Source organism: Streptomyces sp. NBC_01478, assembly GCF_036227225.1.
In the GTDB taxonomy this organism is placed as follows: Bacteria; Actinomycetota; Actinomycetes; order Streptomycetales; family Streptomycetaceae; genus Streptomyces.
Genome location: NZ_CP109444.1, coordinates 1,937,249 through 1,960,695 on the forward strand (window position 1 = coordinate 1,937,249; position 23,447 = coordinate 1,960,695).

Here is a 23,447-nt window from a genome sequence, read left to right on the forward strand (position 1 = left end):
CACCCTCAACTGGCCTCGGGGGCAGTCTCCTTGACGCGCTGCGCGGGGATCTCCGCGTCTTCCCGAACGGCCTCTTCCTCCACGGCCGCGAGTTCGCCTTCTTCCACGTCCGTGATCTCGCCGTCGAGGACCTTCTTGGCCCGCTCGATGTCGAGTGCGCCCTCCCAGCGGGAGACCGCGAAGACGGCGACGCAGTTGCCGAGGAGGTTGGTGACGACGCGCATCGAGTCCATGATGCGGTCCACGCCGAGGAGCAGGGCGACCGCGCCGGCCGGGATCGCGCCCAGCGAGGACGCGGTCGCGGACAGGGCGAGGAAGGCCGAGCCGGGGATGCCGGCCATGCCCTTGCTGGTCAGCATGAGCACCAGGACGACGGTGATCTGCTGGCCGAGGCTGAGGTCGACACCGACGGCCTGGGCGATGAACAGCGTGCCGATCGAGAGGTAGAGCGAGGCACCGTCGAGGTTGAAGGAGTAGCCGGTGGGCAGCACCAGGCCCACCGCGTCGTCCCGGGCGCCGGCCTTGCGCAGCTTCTGCATCACGCGCGGCATGACGGACTCGGTGGAGGCGGTGCCGAGCGCGAGGAGCATCTCCTCGCGGATGTAGCGGAGGAACTTCCACAGGCTGAGCCCGGTGACCAGCCGCAGCGCGACGGCGAGCAGCGCGACGAAGAGCGCGGCGGCGACGTAACAGAGGATGATCAGCTTGGCGTAGGTCTTGATGACGCCGAGCCCGTACTGGCCGACGAGGACGGCCATCGCGCCGAAGACGGCGAGCGGGGCGAGTCGCATGACGAAGCCGACGATCGCGAAGATGATCTCCTGTGCCTGCTCGATCGCGGGCAGGACCTGCGGCACCTTGGTGTGGCCGAGGTGGAGCAGTGCGGCGCCCACCAGGCAGGCCAGGATGAGGACTTGGAGCAGGGAGTTCTCGGCGAAGGCGCCGATGAAGCTGGTCGGGAGCGCGTTGACGATGAACTCGGTCGTCGAGGGCAGCGAGCCGCCGCCCGTCTTCGCGTCCACCGCCGAGGTGTTGAGGGTGGCCGGGTCGACATGCATCCCGGAGCCGGGCTGGACGACGTTGGCGAGGACGAGACCGATGATCAGCGCCGCGGTGCTCGCGACCTCGAACCAGATCAGCGCCTTGAGGCCGATCCGGCCGAAGGCCTTGAGGTCACCGGCCTTGGCGATCCCGACGACGACCACACAGAACACGAGCGGCGAGATGATCGTCTTGATGAGCCGGGTGAATCCGTCGCCGAGGGGCTGAAGGTCCGTGGCCACGTCGGGCCACAGCTTTCCGACGAGGATTCCGAGGACCAGCGCGCAGGCGACCTGCGCGAAGAGAGAGGTACGCAATATGCGTGCGACGCGTCGCGGCAGGGGCGGGACGGACGGCGGCACGGGCACTCCTTGAGGGGGACGGTCGTTCACGGAAGTCGAGTGGGGTGACTTCTGCGATACGGAAAGCGGCTTCCAAGTGGACACTTTGGAGCCGTTGTTGATCCCCCGGAAAACCTCCGTGTGACAGCCGTGTAAAACACCCGCCTGAGTGACGCGTCGCACGCAGGACGCCTCAGCAGCCGTCGCGGTCCTCGGTGAGCACCCCCTGCACGGTCGTCAGCGAACGGTCGTAGCAGCCGCCGGAGCCGTACAGCCGGTAGCGCTCACTCGACGTCCCGACCGCGTGCCGCTGGTCGCGCGGCACGTTCAGCGTGTAGGTCGCGTCGCCGCTGTAGGTGTCGTCGAGCCGCGACCACCCGGTCCGCCGCCCGTCCCGCGTATCGACGACCGTCGCCCGGTCGCCCAGTGTGAGAACGGTACGCAGCCGGTCGTCGGTCCCGATCGTCGTAGCGCCGTTCATCGTGTACGTCCGGTGCGTGGCCGTCGTCCGGGCCGGTCCATGCCCGTCGACGGTCACCGACTCGTCGTCCGTCCAGGTCGCGTCGAGCCCGTCCGTGTTCTCGCCGTCGGTCCAACGGTGTACGGAGGTGTTCGCGAGCGTCCGGTCGACGGTGGTCCGTACCCGGCCGTGCGAGGTGTCGACGTACCCGGCGACGGTCAGCCGATGGCCCGCGTCGGTGTCCACGCGTTCCTCCGAACCGGGCGTGTACGTCGAGGAGTTGGCGAGCTCGCCCGCCCGGTCGAGGGTGAGCTTCCCGGTGACGTGGGCGCGCTGCGCGTCCTGCCAGACGAGCACGTTCACCGGCGCGCTCCAGCCGCTCTGCCCCTCGGGCACGCCCACGACGGAGACGTCGACGCGGTGCGGGCGGCCGTCGTTGAGCAGCCCGGCGAAGGGGGTGAGGTCGTATTCGATCGGCTTCACGTCGAAGGCGCGCGGGCCGGGAATGACGTACCAGAGGAAGGGGTCGGACCAGCCGCCGGTCCACACGTTCGGGAACGGGGCGGCGATTCCGGCGAGTTGGCCGTCGACCTTGATCTGCACCTCGCGGTAGGGACCCTTGTCGGCCTGGCAGGAGTACGGCGCCGAGCCGGGCACCGCGAGATACCAGAACTCCTCGCAGCCGCCGCCGGATCCGGTGGCGTACACCTCGGCGACGATGCGTTCGCTGTTGCGCGGGGTGGTGAGGGTCGAGTCGGCTGCGAGGGTGAGGACGCGGTCGGGGGTCTGCGCCGCCGCGGGTCTGCCCTCGTAGAACGTCAGCGTGGCCTTGACGCCGATGACACCGGTGTAGGTGTCGTCGACGACGTTGCCGATGAGCATCTCGACGTCCTGCGTGCTGCGGAAGGTGGCGCTGTAACGCGTGACGTCCTTCTCGACGGACCAGGCGATGCCGTCGGGCGAGGGCTCCGGTGTCGACGTACGGAGGATCTCGACCCCGCCGACGTGCAGATAGCCGAGCCGGTCGTACTGCCGCCCCTTGACCGTGCCGTCGAGGCGCAGGACGACCTTGCTCCAGTGGTCGCCGCAGGCCTTGGGCGGTGTGTAGGTGCCCCGGTACGGGGTGAAGTCGCGGAACTCGGTGTCGGCGAGGGTGACTTGGCAGGACTTCGTCGCGGGCTTGGCGATGGGCGGGGCGGCGGTGAGGGGGTCGTGCCAGTCGGTGCCGAACTCGGCGGGGACGTCGGCGACTTGGGCCTTCGTATCGACCGCTTGAGTCTTCGCGTCGGACGCCTGAGCGGGGCCGGCACCGAGGAGGGTGCTCGCCAGGAGGGCCGCCCCGGCGAGCATGGACATGACTATCCGGTTTCTCATGGGCGGTGTTCTACCCCTTGAGGCCCGCCCTGTCCCCCATCAGCACCACGGGATGCCGGTCCGGGTCGAGCGTGCGCAGCAGATACTCCATCGCCTCTTTGGACAGGCTGACGCACGCCGACGTACCGCTGCCGTGGTCCAGGTGCAACCAGATCCCGCCACCCTTGTCCTCGCCCTCGGGCTGCTCCCCGTCGTCGGGCGGGGTGCCCGGGACGCGGTTGTAGTCGATGGCGATGACGTAGTCGAAGTCGTGCCAGTGCGACTCGTCCCAGTCGCGCGGGGCCTCGTACGACTCGTCCTGGGAGTACGGGAGTTCGGTGCCGGGGTCGTCGAGGACGCCGCCCGCGGCGGTCAGCGTGAACACGCCGACGGGGCTGCGCTTGTCGTCGAGGTGATGGTCGGTGGTCCAGCCCAGTTTGCCGTTGTGCGCGGGCCAACCGGCGGCCCGGTGCCAGGTGGAGCCGCGCTTGGTGAACAGCACGGCGGTGGAGTTCGGGGAGTCCTTGCCGTCGCCGTAGACCGCGAGGACCTGGCCGGTGTCGGCGGGGAGGGCGCGCTGGAGCCGGTCGCCGACGTCCGGGATGCGGGTCGGGTCCGGGACGGCGGTGGTGACCGGTCTCGGGTGGGTCGCCTGCGCGCCGGGTCTTCCCTCCCGGCCGCCGGGGTGTGCGGTGTGCGCGCTTCCGCACGCGGACAGGGTCGTCATCGTCAGGAGGGAACCGAGAGCCGCCATCGCGACCGTCGCACGTCGTGTGCCGCCACTCTGCATCGGGCCATGGTCACATCGCATTCAGCGGCATTGTGTGAGGTCACGGACATATCACCCCTGATGGGTGAACGCCGGTTCTGACCCCCGGCCGGGAAAACCCCTTGCTTCCGACCACGCTGCGACGCGAACCTTTCACGGTTTGTTGCCGCGTTCCGCGGTTCCCTCCTTCCTCCTCCCCCTTCCCGCCAGACAAGAGCCACTGGGACGTCATGCAGATTCAAGACCTTCCGTATCCCGACCCGGGTGTGCCGGACGCGCGCTCGGGGCCTCGATTCCTGTGGTGGCTCGGCCGGAATCAGCTCGGTGGACAGTTCAAGTCCCTGGCCTGGGGGCTGCTGCACTTCGTGTCCGTCTCCGCGCTGCCGTTCTGTGTGGGGTTCGCCGTGCAGGCCGTGGTCGACCGCTCCGGAAGCCGGCTGGCGCTGACCGGCGGGCTGATGGTGGCGTGCGGGGCGGGCATCGCCGTGGGCGACACCTTCCTGCACCGGACCGCCGTCACCAACTGGATCACGGCCGCCGCCCGCGTCCAGCAACTGCTGGCCCGCCAGGCGTCCCACCTCGGCTCGGCGCTGACCCGGCGGGTCGCCGCCGGTGAGGTCGTGGCCGTGTCCACCGGTGACGTCGAGAAGATCGGCTGGTTCGTGGAGGCGCTGTCGCGCTTCCTGGCCGCCGCGCTGACGATCGTCATCGTGTGCGTCGGCCTGTTCGTGTACCAGCCCGCGCTCGGCGTCGTCGTCGCCGTGGGTGTGCCCGTGCTGGCGATCTCCGTGCTGCCGCTGCTGCCCCGCGCCACCCGGCGCGCCGACGTGCAGCGCGAGAAGGCGGGCCGCGCCACCGAGCTCGCCTCGGACACCGTCGCCGGACTGCGGGTGCTGCGCGGCATCGGCGGCGAGGAACTGTTCCTCGACCGCTACCGCCGTGCCTCGCAGGAGGTCCGCCACGCGGCCGTGCGCAGTGCCCGGATGTGGGCGGTCATCTCCGCGATCCAGGTGCTGATGCCGGGTCTGCTGCTGATCGCGATCGTCTGGCACGGTGTGCAGCTCGCCCGCCAGGGCCGGGTCACGGTGGGCGAACTGGTCACCGTCTACAGCGCGGTGATGATCATGTCCTACCCGCTGCGGCACTTCGAGGAGATCGCCATGGCGTACTCCTTCTCCCGGCCCTCGGCCAAGCGCGCCGCGCACGTGCTGTCCCTGGAGCGGGTCACCGACACCGGGGGAACACGGGCGGCCGAGGTGCCCGCCGGGGATCTGTACGACCCGGACACCGGTCTGCTGGCGCCCTCCGGCCGGCTCACCGCCGTGGTGTGCGGCGACCCCGACGCGGCCGGGCGGCTGGCGGAACGTCTCGGCGGACACCCCGCCGACGCGGGCACCTCCGTGCTCCTGGACGGCGTACCGCTCGACGAACTCCCCCTCGACTCGGCGCGCACCGCCGTCCTCGTCCAGGACAAGGACCCGGTGCTGCTGTCCGGTTCGCTGCGCGAGCTGCTCGACGTGCCCGCCTCGGGTGCGGTCGGCGCGGAGGAGGCCCTGGCCGCCGCGCAGTGCGGGGACGTGCTGGTCGCGCTCGCGCAGGGCTCGCTCGACACCACCGACCCGATGGACGCCCGCATCACCGAACGCGGACGCTCCCTCTCCGGCGGCCAGCGCCAACGGCTCGCCCTGGCGCGGTCGTTGATCACCGACCCGGAGGTCCTCGTCCTGGACGAGCCGACCTCCGCCGTCGACTCCCACACCGAGGCCCGGATCGCCGACGGCGTACGGGAGTTGAGGGCGGGCCGGACCACGGTGGTGTTCACCTCCTCGCCGCTGCTCCTGGACCACGCGGACCGGGTCGTGCTCGTGCACGAGGGCGCGGTGGTGGCGGTCGGCGCCCACCGCGACCTGCTCCGGAGCGAACCCCGGTACCGGGCCGTGGTGACACGCGAGACCGAGGAGGAGTCCGCGTCGCGGGAGGCGTCGGACGACCAACAGGCCTCCCTGCGCGGCGAGTTGAACCATGACGAGGCTCCTCTCCGAGGTGCCTTGGACCACGACGATGCCCTGGACGACGAAGCCGCGCTGCGGAGCGCACTGGAAGAAATCGAGGAGAGCGCATGATCGGCGTGGCGCCCCCGGCCTACGACCCGGCGGCCCCGACCACCGCCAACACCCTGCCGGTCGGCGCCCCCGCGACCGTACGGGCCTACGTGTCCGAACTGTTCCGGCGGCATCGCCGTGCCTTCTTCCTGCTCGTCGGCGTGAACACGGTCGCCGTGGTCGCCTCGATGGTGGGCCCCTATCTGCTCGGCGATCTCGTCGAGCGGGTGTCGGACGGAGCGCGGGACCTTCATCTGGGCCTGACCATCGGGGTGTTCGCGGTCGCGCTCGCCGTCCAGGCCGTGTTCATCCATCAGGTGCGGTTGCGCGGCGCGATGCTCGGCGAGCGGATGCTGGCCGACCTGCGCGAGGACTTCCTCGTCCGGTCGGTCGGGCTGCCGCCGGGTGTCCTGGAACGGGCGGGCACCGGCGACCTCCTGTCCCGCATCACCACCGACATCGACCGGCTCGCCAACGCGATGCGGGAAGCCGTGCCGCAACTGGCGATCGGTGTGGTGTGGGCGCTGCTGCTGCTCGGCGGTCTGGTCGTCACCGTGCCGTCGCTGGCGCCCGCCGTGCTGATCGCGGTGCCGGTGCTGGTGATCGGCTGCCGTTGGTACTTCAAGCGCGCACCGGCCGGCTACCGCTCCGAGGCCGCCGGGTACGCCGCCGTGGCCGCGGCCCTCGCCGAGACCGTGGACGCGGGCCACACCGTCGAGGCGCACCGCCTCGGCGACCGGCGGATCGCCCTCTCGGAGCGCCGCGTCAAGGAGTGGACAGCCTGGGAGAACTACACGCTCTGGCTCCGGTCGGTGCTCTTCCCGGTCATCAACATCACTCATGTCACGGTGCTCTGTTCGGTCCTGATGCTCGGCGGGGTGTTCGTCCTGAACGGCTGGATCGGGGTGGGCGAGCTGACGACGGGCGCCCTGCTCGCGCAGATGCTCGTCGACCCGGTGAACCTGATCCTGCGCTGGTACGACGAGCTCCAGGTCGCCCAGGTCTCGCTGGCCCGGCTGGTCGGCGTCCGCGACATCGAGCCCGACGCCGGGGACGCCGCGCTGTCCCCGGACGGCCGGGACGTGCACGCGGACCGGGTGCACTTCGGCTACCGCGAGGGCGTCGACGTGCTCCGCAAGGTGTCCCTGGAGGTCGCGCCCGGCACCCGGCTGGCCCTCGTCGGCCCCTCGGGGGCGGGCAAGTCCACCCTGGGCAGGCTCCTCGCCGGCATCTACGCGCCCCGGGACGGCCGGATCACCCTCGGCGGCGCCGAACTCTCCCGGATGACCGCGGAACACGTCCGCTCCCATGTGGCCCTCGTCAACCAGGAGCACCACGTCTTCGTGGGCTCCCTGCGCGACAACCTCCTGCTCGCCCGGACCGACGCGGCGGACGCCGAGCTGTGGGCGGCGCTGGGCGCGGTCGACGCGGACGGGTGGGCGCGGGCCCTCGGCGACGGCCTGGACACCGAGGTCGGCTCGGGCGGGCTGGCGCTCACCCCGGCCCAGGCCCAGCAGATCGCGTTGGCCCGGCTGGTGCTGGCCGACCCGCACACGCTGGTCCTGGACGAGGCGACCTCGCTGCTCGACCCGCGCGCGGCCCGTCACCTGGAACGCTCCCTGGCCCGCGTCCTCGACGGCCGCACGGTCGTCGCGATCGCCCACCGCCTGCACACCGCCCACGACGCGGACGTCATCGCCGTCGTCGAGAACGGCCGCATCAGCGAACTGGGCAGCCACGACGAATTGGTGGCGGCGGAGGGGGCGTATGCGGCGCTTTGGCGATCCTGGCACGGGTAGCTCCGCCGGTGGGGCGGTGACTGAGCCACGGGTGGGGTGAGCGGGCTGGTCGGGGTGGGGGTGATTGGCCTGCGGGCGGTGGGGGCCGGTCGGGGAGGGACGTGACCTGCTTGCCGGCCGGTGGGGGCTGGTCCGGGTGGGAGGCGACTGATCTGCGGGCCGGTGGGGGCTGGGCGCGCCGTTCCCCGCGCCCCTTTCGGGGCGCGATGGCGTGCGGGGTGAGCAGCGGAGGGGCTGGTGGGAAGCCGGGCCACTCGGGCCGTGCCGTTGCGCGGTGGGGAAAAGGGGTGGAAGGCTGGGGAGCGGCACCGGTTCGGGAAGTGCCCGGGGACCATGTGGTTCGTGCCGGGCGTCGCCTGTGCCCCGCACAGCGGCGCCCCGCCGCCGCGGTGAGAACGGGCCGGTCCCCACCCCCTGGAGGTAGCCGTGAACAGCGTCGACGGATGGGGAGACGACGTCTACCAGCCCGACGGATCCGAGGTGCAGGACGACGCGGGTCTGCTCGACGCGGAGGACACCCTGGTGGCCGACGGCGTCGAGGACCCCCTCGACCGCGGCTGGTCCCCACCGGATCGCCCTTGGGCGGTGGAACGCGCCGATGTCACGGCCTCGGAGCGTCAGCACGGTGAGTCGCTCGACCAGCGCCTCGCCGAGGAGGTCCCGGATCTCGCCGTGTCCGACGGCGACGGCCTCGGCGACTCCGAGGACACCGACGGCGAACTCCGGGACATCGAGGTCGGTGACGTCCGCTCCGGTCGGCTCGTGGCACCCGACGAAGGGGCCCACGAGGACGAGGAGAGCGGCCTGATCGCCACGGACGTGGGCATCGACGGCGCGGCCGCCTCCGCCGAGGAGGCCGCGATGCACATCGTCGACGAGGACGAGGACTCCCTCTACGGCTGACCTCGCCGCCCCGCCGCCGTCAACCGCACCAGCGCCGCAGGAGGAGCAGCCATGCAGCAGGACAAGCAGCCCGACTACCACCCCGTGGTCTTCCGGGACCGCGCCGCCGGATACGCCTTCCTGACACGGTCCACCGCGACCAGCGACCGGACCATCGAGTGGGACGACGGCGAGACCTACCCGGTCGTGGACGTGGAGATCTCCTCGGAGAGCCACCCCTTCTACACCGGCAAGGCCAGGACGGTGGACACCGAGGGGCGTATCGCCCAGTTCGAGCGGCGCTACGGCGGCGGGGTGGGCGAGGGTTCCGGCGGGGCGTGAGCCGGTGCCCGCGCCGGAGACGGAACCGAGGCGGGCGCTCAGATCACGTTGAGCGCCGCCGCGCAGCCCACTCCCCCGAGCAGTATGAACACCGGCATCAGCACCTTGAGCTCGATCCAACTGCCCGCGCGGAACCGCATCACCTTCGGCGGCCCGATCGGGTACCAGCGCTTGCGGCCCAAGGGGATCGGCCACAGGATCGGGCAGCCGGAGACGGTCAGCGCGTCCCCGATGTCGTGCACCAGCGCACCCAGCACGACCGGCAGGCCCAGCCACAGGTACTGGTGCTGATCCGTGAACAGCCAGTCCGAACCGTTGCCCGGCTTGTCCAGCACTCCGGCCAGGATCCACGCGCTGGTCGCCGCCAGCAACCACACCAGGATGTCGCTGCTGGAGCCGCGGGCCGCCCGCCACAGCAGACCCTCGATGGCCAGCACCATGTGCACGAAGAGGATCGCCAGCACTCCCCAGCGACCGCCCAGGATCGCCACGCCCGCACTCCCCGCCCCGATCAGGACCGCCCACAGCCAGGTGTGGGTGAGCGTGCGGTGCCCGCCGTTGCGGCGCGGGTCGCCCTGCTTCCTGGTCCCCTTGTAGACGGCGTACGAGAGCTTGTCGACGACCTCGCACACGGTCCGGGAGACGGGTCCGAAGGCCCGGGAGATGGTCGCCGCCTTGTGGTCGAGGTCCGGGGCGAGCGCGGCGCCGGCGCAGATCAGGGCGCCGACCAGGATCACCGGCCAGGGCATCGGATGTCCGGCCGCGGCGGTCGCCGCTCCGACGCCGAGCCAGGCCGCCGCTCCCGACAGTGAGTGTGCTGGTCCCATCATGGCCGTTCCCCGCCCCATTCCTCTTACGCCGCCGGTCAGTTGCTCGGGCGCCCTGACACTCTGTCGGCGCCACAGCGTAGCGGTAGCGATCTTCCTCCCCGCAGCCGATTCCCCCATCGGCCACGGCGCCAGGCAAGATGGGGTCGTGACCCTCATCGACCAGTTGCCGCCGACCGCAGATCCCGACGCCCTCTACGAAGCCTTCGAGTCGTGGGTCAAGGAGCGCGGTCTCACGCTCTACCCCCATCAGGAGGAGGCGCTGATCGAGGTGGTCTCCGGTGCGAACGTGATCGTGTCGACGCCCACCGGCTCCGGCAAGAGCATGATCGCCGCCGGTGCGCACTTCGCCGCGCTGGCCCGGGACGAGGTCACCTTCTACACCGCCCCGATCAAGGCACTGGTCTCGGAGAAGTTCTTCGAGCTGTGCAAGATGTTCGGCACCGAGAACGTCGGCATGCTGACCGGCGACGCGTCCGTCAACTCGGACGCGCCCATCATCTGCTGCACCGCGGAGGTCCTCGCGTCGATCGCGCTGCGCGACGGCAAGCACGCGGACGTCGGCCAGGTCGTCATGGACGAGTTCCACTTCTACGCGGAGGCGGACCGCGGCTGGGCCTGGCAGATCCCGATCCTGGAGCTGCCGCAGGCGCAGTTCATCCTGATGTCGGCCACGCTCGGCGACGTCGCGATGTTCGAGAAGGACCTCACCCGCCGCACCGGGCGCCCCACGTCGGTGGTCCGCTCGGCGACCCGGCCGGTGCCGCTGTCCTACGAGTACAGGCTGACCCCGCTCACCGAGACGCTGACCGAGCTGCTGGAGACCCGGCAGGCGCCGGTCTACATCGTGCACTTCACCCAGGCGCAGGCCGTGGAGCGGGCGCAGGCGCTGATGAGCATCAACATGTGCTCGCGCGAGGAGAAGGACCAGATCGCCGAGCTGATCGGCGGCTTCCGCTTCACCACCAAGTTCGGCCGCAATCTCTCCCGTTACGTACGGCACGGCATCGGTGTGCACCACGCCGGCATGCTGCCCAAGTACCGGCGCCTGGTGGAGAAGCTCGCGCAGGCGGGCCTGTTGAAGGTCATCTGCGGTACGGACACGCTCGGTGTGGGCGTCAACGTGCCCATCCGCACGGTGCTGTTCACTGCGTTGGCCAAGTACGACGGCATCCGGGTGCGCACGCTGCGCGCCCGTGAGTTCCACCAGATCGCGGGCCGCGCCGGACGCGCGGGGTTCGACACGGCGGGGCTCGTGGTCGCCCAGGCGCCCGAGCACGTCGTCGAGAACGAGAAGGCGCTCGCCAAGGCGGGCGACGACCCGAAGAAGCGCCGGAAGGTCGTCCGCAAGAAGGCTCCCGAAGGCTTCGTCGGGTGGACGGAGGGCACCTTCGAGAAGCTCATCACCTCCGATCCGGAGCCGCTGACCTCCCGCTTCCGGGTCACGCATACCATGCTGTTGTCGGTGATCGCCCGCCCCGGCAACGCCTTCGACGCGATGCGGCATCTCCTGGAGGACAACCACGAGCCGCGCAAGCAGCAGTTGCGGCACATCCGGCGTGCGATCGCCATCTACCGCTCGCTCCTGGACGGCGGCATCGTCGAGAAGCTGGACACACCGGACGCCGAGGGCCGCATCGTGCGCCTCACGGTCGACCTGCAGCAGGACTTCGCCCTCAACCAGCCGCTGTCGACCTTCGCCCTCGCCGCGTTCGAGCTGCTGGACCCCGAATCGCCGTCGTACGCGCTGGACATGGTGTCCGTCGTCGAGTCCACGCTGGACGACCCGCGGCAGATCCTGGCGGCCCAGCAGAACAAGGCGCGCGGCGAGGCCGTGGCCGCGATGAAGGCGGACGGCGTCGAGTACGAGGACCGCATGGAGCGCCTCCAGGACGTCAGCTACCCCAAGCCGCTGGAGGAGTTGCTCTTCCACGCGTACAACACGTACCGCAAGAGCCACCCGTGGGTCGGCGACCACCCGCTGTCCCCGAAGTCCGTGATCCGGGACATGTACGAACGGGCCATGTCCTTCACGGAGTTGACCTCGTACTACGAGCTGGCCCGCACCGAGGGCATCGTGCTGCGCTACCTCGCCGGTGCCTTCAAGGCCCTCGACCACACCGTCCCGGACGACCTCAAGTCCGAGGACCTGCAGGATCTGATCGCCTGGCTCGGCGAGATGGTGCGCCAGGTCGACTCCAGCCTGCTGGACGAGTGGGAGCAACTGGCCAACCCGGCGGAGATGACCGCCGAGGAGGCCCAGGAGAAGGCCGACCAGGTCAAGCCGGTCACCGCGAACGCGCGCGCCTTCCGGGTCCTGGTGCGCAACGCGATGTTCCGTCGCGTGGAGCTCGCCGCCCTCGACCATGTCGGGGAGCTGGGCGAGTTGGACGCCGAGGCGGGCTGGGACGCGGACGCCTGGGGCGAGGCGATGGACAAGTACTGGGACGAGTACGAGGACCTCGGCACCGGACCCGACGCCCGCGGGCCCAAGCTCCTGCTCATCGAGGAGGAGCCGCAGCACGGCCTGTGGCGCGTTCGGCAGATTTTCGCCGACCCGAACGGCGATCATGACTGGGGCATCAGCGCGGAGATCGATCTCGCTGCCTCCGACGAGGAGGGCCGTGCGGTCGTCCGCGTCACCGACGTCGGCCAGCTCTGAGCACAGGAGAAACCCACCCATGACGAACCCGGCAGAGCGGCTCGTCGACCTGCTCGACCTGGAGCAGATCGAGGTCAACATCTTCCGTGGCCGCAGCCCGCACGAGTCCCTGCAGCGGGTCTTCGGCGGCCAGGTCGCGGGCCAGGCGCTGGTCGCCGCGGGGCGCACCACGGAGGGCGACCGGCCCGTGCACTCGTTGCACGCGTACTTCCTGCGCCCGGGCCGGCCGGGCGTTCCGATCGTGTACCAGGTCGAGCGGGTTCGGGACGGGCGGTCGTTCACCACCCGTCGGGTCACCGCCGTGCAGCAGGGCCGCACGATCTTCAATCTCACCGCCTCCTTTCACAAGCCTGAGCAAGGTCCCTTCGAGCACCAACTGCCGGCCCGCGAGGTCCTGGATCCGGAGTCCCTGCCGACGGTGTCGGAGGAGGTCCGGGCCCATCTGGGCGTGCTGCCCGAGCAGTTGGAGCGGATGGCACGCCGTCAGCCCTTCGACATCCGGTACGCGGACGGGCTGCGCTGGAGCGCCGAGGAGATCAAGGAGGCCGAGCCGCGAAGCGCCGTGTGGATGCGCGCGGTGGGGCCACTCGGTGACGATCCGCTGGTGCACACCTGCGCGTTGACGTACGCCAGCGACATGACCCTCCTGGATGCCGTCCGCATCCCCGTCGAACCGCTGTGGGGGCCGCGGAACTTCGACATGGCGTCGCTGGACCACGCCATGTGGTTCCACCGGCCGTTCCGCGCGGACGAGTGGTTCCTGTACGACCAGGAGTCCCCGATCGCGACGGGCGGCCGCGGTCTGGCCCGCGGGCGGATCTACGACCTGGAGGGACGCCTGCTCGTCTCGGTCGTCCAGGAAGGGCTGTTCAGAGCCCTGTAGCTGGTGGATGCGCGCTGCGCCTCACGCCTTTGCCGCGGAGCAGCCGGCTCAAGATGCCGCGCGATCGCTCGGGTTCCGGTGCCGGCTCGGGCGGGTGCCCGCTCGGGGACGGCGCTGGTGCGGCCGATTCGGCGGATGAAGAAGGTGGTTCGGCCGATTCGATGATCAGCCATGGTGCGGTTGTTTCGATGGTCGGCCGTGGTGCGGGGCAGTGGCTGCGCGCCTCGTTCAGCACCTGGGTCAGATCCGCCCGCAGCCAACTGATCTCGTCCGGGTCCTCCGCCGTCATGATCCGCTCGGCGAGGTGGGCGGCGGCCGAACCGGGAGCCCCGTGGGCGGGCGGGTCGGGCCGGAACCGGTTCAAGTGGGCGCGCTCGTACGGGTCCTGGACGATTTCCGCGACCTGGACGGGATCGAGCAGCGCGGCCAGTGCGCCGGCACGCTCCCAGAGATCGTCGGCCTGGCGGAGCAGGAATCCCAGATGCCGTCCGCGCCAGTTGCGGGGCCGTAGATCCAGGCCGCCTTGCAGTTGGCCCCTCAGTCCCTCGGGCGTACGGCCGTTGAGCAGCGCGACGTGGTTCTTGTCGGCCGCGAACTGCCGTAGTTCTTCGGCCAGATAGAGCCAGACCACAGCCCGATAGCGGTTGAGGTAGAACTTCACCGGCACCACCAGTCCCAGCCGGGCGAGGCGGGTGAACCTGGCGGCGGTGACCTTCATGAGGGCAGCGCCGTCCGTGGTACCCACGGTCCTGACGCTTTCCAGGAGCGTTTCGGGGAACCCGTCCACCGCGCGCAGCCGGTCGATCTCGGCGTGGGCGACACGGCGGCCGCCGCCTCCTTCGTCAGGCACGGTGCGGATGCGTCCGAGATGGACGGCGAGGTCGAACTCGCCTCGTTTGAGCCCCAGTTCCCGTGCCGCGCGGCTGGGCGCGTACGAGAGGTCCGACGGTGTGGTGATGGTGTTTCCTGCCATGGTCGATCTCCCCGCGGAGTCCATTGCTCACGCTGTGTGCGCTCGCGATGAACAAAACGTAACCGGTCCGGCGGATCTCGTGGCGGGCCTGTGGACAACTCCGCAGAGGTCGACGAACTCGCAGGTCAGAGGTCTATGACGGGGGTTCGCTCGGGCTGTCGGGCATCCACGCCGAGATGCTCGCCGACGCGGTTGACGAGGAGTGTCATCTCGTAGGCGATCTGGCCGATGTCCGCGTCCGCGCCGCTGAGGACGCACAGACAACTGCCGCTGCCCGCGGCGGTGACGAACAGGACGGCGTCGTCGAACTCGATCATCGTCTGCCGCACCCCGCCCGCGCCGAAGTGGCGTCCCGAGCCCTTGGCCAGGCTGTGCAGTCCGGACGACACGGCGGCGAGGTGTTCGGCGTCCTCGCGGCGCAGTCCCGTGCTCGCGCCCGTCACCAGTCCGTCGTTGGACAGGACCAGGGCGTGGCGTACGTGCTCGACACGCTCGGTCAGATCGTCCAGCAGCCAGCTCAGTCCCTGGTTCTGCGCCATGTTCCGGCCTCCCCGTGTCGCCTCTCCCCCTGGCCGGAGGATCTCCCGTCAGCCTTCCCCACCACCGTCGCCCGAGCAAGGAGGATGGGGGCATGGCACAGAAGATGACCGACGAGGAATGGCGCGCGTTCGTCTCGCACGGCACGCGCACCGGCAAGCTGTCGACCGTCCGCGCCGATGGGAGCCCACATGTCGCACCGATCTGGTTCCTGCTGGACGGAGACGATGTGGTGTTCAACACCGCGAAGGAAACGGTAAAAGGGCGCAATCTGGCCCGTGATGGGAGAGTCGCCCTCTGCGTGGACGACGATCGACCGCCGTTCGACTTCGTGGTGCTGCAAGGGCGCGCCGAGTTGTCGGAGGAACCGGGCGAACTCCGGTACTGGGCCGCCCGGATCGCGGCCCGGTACATGGGCGAGGAGCGCGCCGAGGAGTTCGGCGCCCGCAACGGGGTGCCGGGTGAACTCCTCGTCCGCGTCACGATCGGGAAGGTCCTGGCCCAGAAGGGCGTTTCGGAGTGAGAGCTCCGGCTCAGCCCACCGAGTCGAGCATCCGGGCGGTGTGCATCCGCCCGGCGTACTCGACGAGCCGGATCAGCACCTCTTTCCCCGAGTCGCGGTCACGGGCGTCGCAGAGGACCACGGGTGTTCCCTGGTCGAGGTCCAGCGCTCGGGAGACGTCATGGGCGCCGTAACTGCGCGCGCCCGTGAAGCAGTTGACGGCCACCACGAACGGGATGTGCCGGTGCTCGAAGTAGTCGACCGCGGGGAAGCAGTCCTCGAGTCGCCGGGTGTCCGCGAGGACCACGGCCCCCAGGGCCCCCTGCGACAGTTCGTCCCACAGGAACCAGAAGCGGTCCTGGCCCGGTGTGCCGAACAGGTAGAGGGAGAGGCCGGACCTGATGGTGATACGGCCGAAGTCCATGGCCACGGTCGTCGTGACCTTCTGATCCACGCCGCCGGTGTCGTCCACCGACTGGCCGGCCTCGCTGAGCAGTTCCTCGGTGCGCAGCGGCCTGATCTCGCTGACCGCGCCCACCATGGTGGTTTTGCCCACGCCGAATCCGCCGGCGACCAGGATCTTCAACGCCAGGGCGGTCGTCTCGCCGTCCTCGGCGTCGGAGTGCTCGGAGACCATCGATCACTTCTCTCGGGAGTGCCGGTAACGCTCGACGTCCGTAGGCGTGCATCGTGGCAAGTGCGGCCTCCTCCTGGGAGGTTGGACCGCTATGTGCCCGATGTGACCGCCTTGTGTCCGTTCGGCGAGCGAAAGGGTGCGCAAGTCGGCGTCGTACGCGTTCGAGTGGTTCTGAAGTTTCGTCACAGTGCCCGTAGCCCCTCGATCACCTCGCGCAGAATCCGTTCGTCGGGCAACTGCGCGGGCGGCACGGGACGGCTGACAGTGACGCAGCCGAGCTCCAACAGGTCGCCCAGGAGCACCCGGACCACTCCCAGAGGGAGGTCCGCTCCGGCGGCGAGTTCGGCGACGGACTGCGTTTCCGTACGGCACAGGTCGATGAGTGACCGGTGTTCCGGCCCGAGTCCGGTGTCGTCGTCGAAGTCGGGGGCGCCCACATCCAGTGTGACGAGCGCGATCAGGTCGAAACGCACGCCCGTAGGGCCTGGTTTGGTACGTCCGCCCGTCATCGCGTAGGGGCGGACCAGAGGCCCGGCTTCCTGGTCGTACCACTGGCTGCCCGGTTCGTGCTGGGCGCCGATCATGTCCTCGGTCATCGTGGCGGACCGCCCTCTCGCCTCATCCGGCTGCGGGCGGCCGCGCACCGACGCGCGGCGGCGTGTAGAGGTGCTCGCCGACGCGCTTGACCAGTCGTGCCATCTCGTACGCCACCAGGCCTATGTCGGCGGTGACAGCGGTGAGGACCGCGAGGCAGGAGCCGTCTCCGGCGGCGGCCACGAACAGGAAGCCGTCGTCCATCTCCACCATGGTCTGCCGCACTCCGCCGGCCCCGAAGTGCCGTCCCGCGCCCTTGGCCAGGCTGTGGAATCCGGAGGCGACGGCGGCGAGGTGTTCCGCGTCCTCGCGCTTGAGGTCGGTCGACGCGCCGACGGCGAGGCCGTCGTTGGACAGCACCACGGCATGGCGTACTTCGCTCACGCGCAGCACCAAGTCGTCCAGCAGCCAGTCGAGTTCACCGGATCGCCCGGCGGCCCTCATGCTCGGGTCCTGGATCACGTGCGGTCTCCTTCGCTGCTGTCTCTGCCCGTTGCGGGGCCTGGGGTGGCGCCACGGCCCGGTTGCCTGCCGCCACCGCGCGTCCAGCCTTCGCGGTAGGCCGACATCCGGTCCCGTACGACCTCCGGGGTGCGGTGCTCGTCGCGCGGGGCGGCCGGCGCCTGTTCCCGTTCCGCGGTGGGCTGTTCGCGGAGTTGGGGGGCGAGGTTCGCCTGGCGTACGCGGCGTGGGAGATCGTCGCTGTCTTCGGTCCCTTCGGTGTCCTCGGGGGGACGGTGCAGTCGCAAGGTGGTCACTCCGGGGGGCGGGGTGTCGTTCGCCCGCTCCGCCGCGGCCCGTGCGGAGGCCGACAGGGCGGGCCGGTCGGCCGAGGCCGGGACGGACTCCTGGTGCTGGGCCGCGGTGGGCACGCGCGCGTACTCGCGTTCCACGGCCCGCTCCCCGTCCTCGACCGCCGCACGAGGGGAACGTTCCGCCGCACCGCCGTGCAGCAGCGCCGTCGGCAGCAGTACGACCGCGGTCGTACCCCCGTAGGGCGAGGTCCGCAGGTGCACCTTGATGCCATGGCGGGCGGCGAGCCTGCTGACCACGAAGAGGCCGAGCCGGTCGCTGTCGAAGAGGTCGAGGGCCTCGGACTGCTCGATGCGGCGGTTGGCCTCGCCCAGGGACTCCTTGCCCATGCCCAGGCCCCGGTCCTCGACCTCGACGGCGTAGCCGTTGCCGACGGGTTCACCGGTGACCCGCACGCGTGTGTGCGGCGGCGAGAACTGGGCGGCGTTCTCCACGATCTCGGCGAGCAGATGCGTGAGGTCGGCGACGGCCGTGCCGACGACGGCCGCCTCGGGGAGCTGGCGTACCTCCACGCGCGCGTAGTCCTCGACCTCGGAGACGGCCGCCCGGACGACGTTGGTCAGGGAGACCGGCATACGCCAGGCCCGGCCGGGTGCCGCTCCGGAGAGGATGATCAGGCTCTCGGCGTGCCGTCGCATGCGGGTGGTGAGGTGGTCGAGGCGGAACAGGTCGCTCAGTTCGTTCGGGTCCTCGGAGCGGCGTTCCATGCTGTCCAGCAGGCTGAGTTGACGGTGCACCAGGACCTGACTGCGGCGCGCGAGGTTGACGAAGACCCCGGAGATGCCACTGGCGAGTTCGGCGCGTTCGACGGCGGCCCGCAACGCGGCGCGGTGCACGGTGCCCAGGGCCTCGGCGACCTGCCCGATCTCGTCCTCCGAGGGTGACCCGGGCGGGGCCTCCGCCCTGACGTCGATCTCCTCGCCCGCACGCAGTCTCCGCATGGCCTCGGGGAGTTTGTGGCGGGCGATCCCCAGCGCGTCGTTGCGCAGGCTCACGAGTTCGACGACGAGACCGCGTCCGATGCGTACCGAGATGACGAGCGAGGCGATGACGGCGGCGAGACCGAGCAGGACCGCGGCACCGGCGGAGGTGAGCAGCCCGCGGGTGAACGGATCGGCGCGGTCGGCGACGCCGTTCCCCGCGTCCGACTCGATGGTCCGCATGCCGTCCTGCACGCGTGCGTGGGCACTGTTCCAGGTGGTCTCCGGAGCCGCAGCGATCGCCCGGGTACCCGAGTTGGTGGCGAGGACCTTGTCCTCGACGGTGCCGACCACGTTGTAGGCGCTGGTGTCGACAAGGTGCTGCCAGGCAGTGCGTTCGGAGCCGCGCAGATCCGCGACGGCGGAGTCGGTCAGTGTGCGGCGGGTGTCGACGGCGCCGGTGAACAGCCTCAGCCGCTCCCCGTCCAGCCGGCCGTCGAGACGGGCGCCGGCGAGCATCACGTCCTCCTGGGACAGCGATTCGCCGGCCCGGGAGAATTCGAGGAGCACGCGCGCGTCGGATCCGAGGTCCGCGTCCTGGATTCCGGTGAGCGCCCCGCCCACGGCGAAGGCCGTCGCAATGCTCTTCGTGTACTGCCCGTATGTCTCTTCCCATCCCGCGCGGTGGCCGAGCACGTCGGTCCGCAGTGAGCGCAGCTGCTCGGCTCCGGTGACGAAGGTCTCCAGGCGTCGGGCGACTCCGGCCGGCAGTTCCTCGCCGTCGGCAACGGTGTTGTCGTCCCCGAGCCGCAATCGGGCGACCGCCCTGTCCGTGCTCGCCGCCAGCTTCTTCAGGTCGCCGCTCTGCTCGGCGTCGGGGTCGGTCGCGTAGCTCACGGCGGCCGACCGCTCGGCCTGCAGCGCCGCGACGGCCGCCGCGACGGGGCTGCGCACCTCGGAGTCCACGCGCTGCAACTGACGTAGCCGGGAGACGTCCTGGGCCGTGCTGACGGTGGCGTACGCCCACAAGGCGAGCAGGGAGACGACCGGCACCATCAGGAGACAGACGATCTTGGCCCGTACGGTGCGGGGGCGCATCCGCCATCGTCCCGCGCGAGGGGGTATGTCCTCCGACGGGGCGTCAAGGGGCTCGTCGAAGAGTTCGTCGGCGGGTGGTCCGGCGTGCGCGCGACGACCGCGCACGGGCGGCGTCTCGGCGCCGGCTCTCGGGGTCCTACGGGGGGTACGCATGGCCTCCTCGCTCGGGAGTGGATCGGGGCGTGCGGTGCGGGCCTCGGTCGGTCCGGGTCGTCTGCTAGCGGGCGACGCTCTCGACCGGCCGCTGGGCCGAGGCGGTGGCCTCGCGTTCTCCCGTGGTCGGCGACAGGGCGACGAACGCCGAGGTCAGGAACAGGTAGGACCCGAGGCCGACGGCGAGGGGGAAGATGAACTGCATCGCCGTGGCCCCGGGCAGGACCGCCCCGGAGGGGGTGACGTGCACGCGCACCGCCAACATGCCGGTGTAGTGCATGCTGCTGACGGCCGCTCCCATGACGAGGGAGGCGGCGGTGACCGCGACGGGCGACTTGATGTTGAGGGCCGCCCACAGGGCCGCTGTCGCCGCGACGACGGCGATCAGGACGGAGAGTCCGACGAGCATCGGGTCGTAGCTCACGTCACCGTGCAACCGCATCGCCGCCATGCCCAGGTAGTGCATGCTCGCGACACCCAGTCCTGTGGTGAGGCCGCCGAGGAAGAGCGCACGGCTCCGGTCGCGGCCGTAGCCGACCGCGAAGACGCCCGCGCAGACGACGACCATGGCGACCAGGAGGCTGAGGATGGTCAGTGGCACGTCGTAGCGGATGTCGGTGCCGCTGACGCCGAAGCCGAGCATGGCCACGAAGTGCATGGTCCAGATGCCGGTGCCGAGCGCGGAGGCCGCGGTGATGAGCCAGTTGCGGCGCGACCGGCCGGTGGCACCGAGGGCGCGGACGGTGCAGCGCAGCCCTAGTGCGGCGCCCATGCAGGCCATCACGTATGACAGCACGGGGGTCAGCCAGCCGAAGGTGGCGTGGTCCAGGTGTCCCATGACCAGGGGACGCTAGTAGGGGCACGGGTGCACAAAGGGGGCGCATTTCGAAAGGTGTCGCAATATGGCGCAGAGAGGTACGTGAGCGACCGCGGCACGCTCGAACGTGTGCGCCGAAGCGTCATCCGTGTCGGTGCGGGATCATGCGGAACATGAGCGACGACCACACACACGTCCAGGAGTTCTTCGGCGCGCGCGCCGCCGACTGGGACAGCCGCTTCCCCGACGACGGGCCCGCCTACGCCGCCGCGGTCGCCGAACTCGGGCTGCGGGTGGGAGCCCGGGTGCTCGACGCGGGCTGCGGGACGGGACGCGCCTTGCCGCCGCTCCGTGCGGCCGTGGGGCGGTCCGGAGTGGTGGTCGGGGCCGATCTGACCCCGGCCATGCTGGAGGCCGCCGTACGGGCCGGACGCGGCCGTGACGGGCGCCTGCTGATCGCCGACGTCGCCGCGCTGCCGCTGCGGTCGGACTCGCTCGACGCCGTGTTCGCCGCGGGGTTGATCGCGCACCTGCCCCAACCGGAGGAGAATCTGCGGGAGTTGGCACGGGTGGTGCGCCCGGGCGGCACGCTGGCCCTGTTCCACCCGATCGGCCGGGCCGCGCTCGCGGCGCGTCAGGGGCGGCAGATCACGCCGGACGACCTGCGCGCGGAGCCCAATCTCCGTCCACTGCTGGCCGGTTCGGGGTGGAACATGACCTCGTACGCCGACGAGGACGCCCGCTTCCTGGCGCTGGCCGTGCGCGAGGGCTGAGCCCGCGTACGTAGTCACCGTCGACGAACAGGCCGCACCGGCCCGCGAGTTCGCTCCGGGCCACGGTGGGCTCATCCGACGACCGGCCCGTTTCGATGCGGGCGCTCCACGCCCTTCACCGCGCGGTCCCCTTTTTCTGCCGCCGTGACTCCAACTCCAGTTTGGGTAGCAGTAGATGAACGGTCGGCGACCACAAACCACGCAGGGAGAAGGTGGTCAGCATGTTCGGCAGGCCCCGCAAGACCTTCGCCAGATTTCTCACCTCCACGCGCGCGGAGGCGCGCGAAGGCCCGCAACAGCGCGGGCACAATCTGTTCGAGGCCGCGGCCGTCTATGTCTCGGCCCGCGCGGAGGACGACCAGGACCGGGTCTACGAAGCCGCGGGCTGGGTGTCGCCGGAGGCGCTGTCCTTCGGGGTGAGCGAGCTGGCGTGCCGGGCCGTCGTCGCGCTCGCCAGGGAGCGTGACGAGTCGCCGCGGACGGTGGCTCGGGCGCTTCTTGGGCTGCCCGCGGCCTGACAGTTCGGGTTACCGGTGGTCATTTCGCCCTGTCCAGGCGGAAAACTGCAGCTCCGGGTGTACTTGGGAGTCGTGACAAGGGGCTTCCGCGCACACTAGGGTGCGCGCGATTGGACGAATGATGGGGAGGCTGGGATGGCCGACACGGATGAAGAGGCCGTCGCCGCCGAGGACGATGCGCTCTATGTGCTCACGGCGATACTGCTGACGCCGGCGAAGTTCCCGAGTGTGCTGGGCGACGACTACCCGGAGGCCTGTGCCGCGCTCGGTATGGCGCCGCTCGCCGACGGGTACGGCCTGGTGCTCGGCCAGGACAGCGACGGGGCGCGGTGGACGGTCGTCGTCGACGACGTGTCACTGGTCGCGGTCGCCATCGCGTCCTGGGACTGCGGCATGGAGTACGACCTGTCGCCGAGCGAGCGCACGGTGGTCGCCGCCCTGCCGGGCTGGCCGCTCGCGGTCGCCGTCGCGGCACCCAATGTGCCCGCACCGCACGATCCGGACCCCGACCTCGTGGACCGTCCGCCGCTGACTCCACCGGACACCACCACGTGGGGTCCGGCACAACGACGGCTGGGTGCCGACGAGATCGCGCTGCAATGGGCCCTGTGGCGGGAGCAGATCGTCGACGGGACCTTCTCGGCTCAGGAGGCGCAGGAGGTTCAGGACGAGGCGGATGACGCGCCGAAGGCGGACAAGGCCACCTCGGACGCCACCCCCGAGAATGCCGACTCCGACACCGCACCCGAAGCGGACGGGACGCGGCCGGACGGCACCGCATCGAACACGACCCCGGCGGACGGCACCGGAGAAGGCGCTCAGGCGGGCCACAGCGGCGTCCGCCGGGTGCTGACGGAGGTCCGCGCCTACGTCGACACCCCGCCGCCCCTCGGCCGCGTCAGATCGTCCTTCGCACCGGGCGACGCACGCACGCTGCGCGCCGACGGCCCCGGCTGGTCGTTGGTGGCCCGGACCGACGACATAGCGTTCGTCCTGCTCGACGACGAACCCGGCGAGGTCCTGCCGGTGGGCCGCGGTCCCGAACTCCCCGGCCTCCTGGAAGCACTCGACAAGCTGGCCGTACGGCCGAGTTGAGCCTTTGGGTGCGGATCCGGGCGTCCGGACGACTGGATCCGGGCCGGCCACGAGCAGGGCCCCACACACGCGTGGCCGCACGCTGCCCTCGGGCCGTATGCCTCCGCCGGTAACCGTCCACCGGTCGTACGGTCAAAGCCGATGAAGCGCTCGAATTGGGCCGGGAGCACGCGGAACTTCGCCCTCCTCGGTCCGTGGACGGTGCTCGGCCGAGCACCGTCCACGGGGCTGCTGTCTGCGGTCCCGCGGACGGTGCCGTGCCGTGATCTGCCCCTGCGCGCCGGGCTGGAACGCAGTCGGCAGCCGTGCGTCAGCGACCGATCTCCTTGCTTGCCACGCGGCGCAGTCGACGCCGCTGCGAGGGGTCCAGCGTCAGATATGCGGCCGTCGGCACTCCCACGACGATCAGGAATACGGCCCACCAGGGCAGCCAGAGCCACAGGAACAGGCCGACCGCCACACCTCCTACGGCGATCTTCGCGCTCTTCGACATATGTCGCCTCCTCCGCGGCCGCAGCCGCTCTCTGATCTGAAAACGGGTCCGCGCTCCCCACGG

The 23,447-nt window shown here is 70.7% G+C and carries 22 protein-coding genes; 10 read left to right on the top strand and 12 right to left on the bottom strand.

Annotated elements, in window-relative coordinates; translation table 11 throughout:
* Positions 1 to 5: 5 nt before the first annotated feature.
* The 3 genes from OG223_RS08725 to OG223_RS08735 form a co-directional block, all read right to left on the bottom strand.
* On the bottom strand, positions 6 to 1,403 hold the full coding sequence (locus tag OG223_RS08725) for a cation:dicarboxylate symporter family transporter (protein WP_329244787.1): 1,398 nt from the start codon (positions 1,401 to 1,403) through the stop codon (positions 6 to 8).
* A gap of 172 nt (positions 1,404 to 1,575) precedes the next feature.
* Positions 1,576 to 3,216 (bottom strand): peptide-N4-asparagine amidase, encoded by a 1,641-nt coding sequence (locus OG223_RS08730; protein WP_329244790.1) that lies wholly within the window; start codon positions 3,214 to 3,216, stop codon positions 1,576 to 1,578.
* 10 nt (positions 3,217 to 3,226) lie between these two features.
* Positions 3,227 to 3,985 carry a L,D-transpeptidase family protein gene (locus OG223_RS08735; RefSeq protein WP_329244794.1) on the bottom strand — a complete coding sequence of 253 codons (759 nt, stop codon included), beginning with the start codon at positions 3,983 to 3,985 and terminating at the stop codon, positions 3,227 to 3,229.
* Between the two features lie 209 nt (positions 3,986 to 4,194).
* Here OG223_RS08735 and OG223_RS08740 point away from each other — a divergent pair, with 209 nt between their 5' ends.
* The 4 genes from OG223_RS08740 (at position 4,195) to OG223_RS08755 (ending at position 9,089) form a co-directional block, all read left to right on the top strand.
* Positions 4,195 to 6,087 (top strand): ABC transporter ATP-binding protein, encoded by a 1,893-nt coding sequence (locus tag OG223_RS08740; RefSeq protein ID WP_329244797.1) that lies wholly within the window; start codon positions 4,195 to 4,197, stop codon positions 6,085 to 6,087.
* Positions 6,084 to 7,865: an ABC transporter ATP-binding protein gene (locus OG223_RS08745; RefSeq protein ID WP_329244800.1), complete on the top strand. Its 1,782-nt coding sequence runs from the start codon at positions 6,084 to 6,086 to the stop codon at positions 7,863 to 7,865. Before OG223_RS08740 ends, OG223_RS08745 begins: the two co-directional genes overlap by 4 nt.
* A 426-nt stretch (positions 7,866 to 8,291) precedes the next feature.
* A complete protein-coding gene (locus tag OG223_RS08750) occupies positions 8,292 to 8,768 on the top strand; it encodes a DUF5709 domain-containing protein (protein WP_329244803.1) in 477 nt (158 codons plus the stop codon).
* A 51-nt stretch (positions 8,769 to 8,819) separates the two neighbouring features.
* A complete protein-coding gene (locus tag OG223_RS08755; protein ID WP_329244807.1) occupies positions 8,820 to 9,089 on the top strand; it encodes a type B 50S ribosomal protein L31 in 270 nt (89 codons plus the stop codon).
* A 38-nt stretch (positions 9,090 to 9,127) separates the two neighbouring features.
* Here OG223_RS08755 and OG223_RS08760 read toward each other — a convergent pair whose 3' ends face one another.
* Positions 9,128 to 9,919, bottom strand: coding sequence for a metal-dependent hydrolase (locus OG223_RS08760; RefSeq protein ID WP_200682452.1), 792 nt, complete (start codon positions 9,917 to 9,919; stop codon positions 9,128 to 9,130).
* A gap of 145 nt (positions 9,920 to 10,064) precedes the next feature.
* Between OG223_RS08760 and OG223_RS08765 the strand changes: the two genes are divergently transcribed.
* Positions 10,065 to 12,578, top strand: a complete 2,514-nt coding sequence (locus tag OG223_RS08765; protein WP_329244813.1) for a DEAD/DEAH box helicase — start codon at positions 10,065 to 10,067, stop codon at positions 12,576 to 12,578.
* A 19-nt stretch (positions 12,579 to 12,597) separates the two neighbouring features.
* On the top strand, positions 12,598 to 13,461 hold the full coding sequence (locus OG223_RS08770) for an acyl-CoA thioesterase (protein ID WP_329244816.1): 864 nt from the start codon (positions 12,598 to 12,600) through the stop codon (positions 13,459 to 13,461).
* On the opposite strand, the gene OG223_RS08775 is transcribed toward OG223_RS08770, so the two are convergent.
* Positions 13,448 to 14,434 (bottom strand): DUF6397 family protein, encoded by a 987-nt coding sequence (locus OG223_RS08775; protein ID WP_329244819.1) that lies wholly within the window; start codon positions 14,432 to 14,434, stop codon positions 13,448 to 13,450. The two genes, OG223_RS08770 and OG223_RS08775, sit on opposite strands and share 14 nt — an antisense overlap.
* A gap of 125 nt (positions 14,435 to 14,559) precedes the next feature.
* Positions 14,560 to 14,973 carry a roadblock/LC7 domain-containing protein gene (locus OG223_RS08780; RefSeq protein ID WP_329244822.1) on the bottom strand — a complete coding sequence of 138 codons (414 nt, stop codon included), beginning with the start codon at positions 14,971 to 14,973 and terminating at the stop codon, positions 14,560 to 14,562.
* 92 nt (positions 14,974 to 15,065) lie between these two features.
* Here OG223_RS08780 and OG223_RS08785 point away from each other — a divergent pair, with 92 nt between their 5' ends.
* The gene (locus OG223_RS08785) at positions 15,066 to 15,494 is read left to right on the top strand and encodes a PPOX class F420-dependent oxidoreductase (RefSeq protein ID WP_329244825.1); all 429 of its coding nucleotides are present in this window, start codon (positions 15,066 to 15,068) and stop codon (positions 15,492 to 15,494) included.
* A 10-nt stretch (positions 15,495 to 15,504) separates the two neighbouring features.
* Here OG223_RS08785 and OG223_RS08790 read toward each other — a convergent pair whose 3' ends face one another.
* The 5 genes from OG223_RS08790 to OG223_RS08810 form a co-directional block, all read right to left on the bottom strand.
* Positions 15,505 to 16,110: a GTP-binding protein gene (locus OG223_RS08790; RefSeq protein WP_329244828.1), complete on the bottom strand. Its 606-nt coding sequence runs from the start codon at positions 16,108 to 16,110 to the stop codon at positions 15,505 to 15,507.
* A 182-nt stretch (positions 16,111 to 16,292) separates the two neighbouring features.
* A complete protein-coding gene (locus OG223_RS08795) occupies positions 16,293 to 16,706 on the bottom strand; it encodes a DUF742 domain-containing protein (RefSeq protein ID WP_329244831.1) in 414 nt (137 codons plus the stop codon).
* A 22-nt stretch (positions 16,707 to 16,728) separates the two neighbouring features.
* Positions 16,729 to 17,166, bottom strand: coding sequence for a roadblock/LC7 domain-containing protein (locus OG223_RS08800; protein ID WP_329244833.1), 438 nt, complete (start codon positions 17,164 to 17,166; stop codon positions 16,729 to 16,731).
* On the bottom strand, positions 17,163 to 19,688 hold the full coding sequence (locus OG223_RS08805) for a sensor histidine kinase (RefSeq protein ID WP_329244836.1): 2,526 nt from the start codon (positions 19,686 to 19,688) through the stop codon (positions 17,163 to 17,165). The genes OG223_RS08800 and OG223_RS08805 overlap by 4 nt, the downstream gene beginning before the upstream one ends.
* Before the next feature lie 64 nt (positions 19,689 to 19,752).
* Complete coding sequence (locus OG223_RS08810; RefSeq protein ID WP_329244840.1) at positions 19,753 to 20,526, bottom strand: MHYT domain-containing protein; 774 nt, start codon at positions 20,524 to 20,526, stop codon at positions 19,753 to 19,755.
* A 152-nt stretch (positions 20,527 to 20,678) separates the two neighbouring features.
* Between OG223_RS08810 and OG223_RS08815 the strand changes: the two genes are divergently transcribed.
* From OG223_RS08815 to OG223_RS08825, 3 genes are all read left to right on the top strand, one after another.
* Complete coding sequence (locus OG223_RS08815; protein WP_329244843.1) at positions 20,679 to 21,278, top strand: class I SAM-dependent methyltransferase; 600 nt, start codon at positions 20,679 to 20,681, stop codon at positions 21,276 to 21,278.
* A 221-nt stretch (positions 21,279 to 21,499) separates the two neighbouring features.
* Positions 21,500 to 21,796, top strand: a complete 297-nt coding sequence (locus OG223_RS08820) for a hypothetical protein (RefSeq protein WP_329244846.1) — start codon at positions 21,500 to 21,502, stop codon at positions 21,794 to 21,796.
* A gap of 135 nt (positions 21,797 to 21,931) precedes the next feature.
* On the top strand, positions 21,932 to 22,891 hold the full coding sequence (locus OG223_RS08825; RefSeq protein ID WP_329244848.1) for a hypothetical protein: 960 nt from the start codon (positions 21,932 to 21,934) through the stop codon (positions 22,889 to 22,891).
* 310 nt (positions 22,892 to 23,201) lie between these two features.
* Here OG223_RS08825 and OG223_RS08830 read toward each other — a convergent pair whose 3' ends face one another.
* A complete protein-coding gene (locus OG223_RS08830) occupies positions 23,202 to 23,384 on the bottom strand; it encodes a hypothetical protein (RefSeq protein WP_200676974.1) in 183 nt (60 codons plus the stop codon).
* Positions 23,385 to 23,447 lie beyond the last annotated feature (63 nt).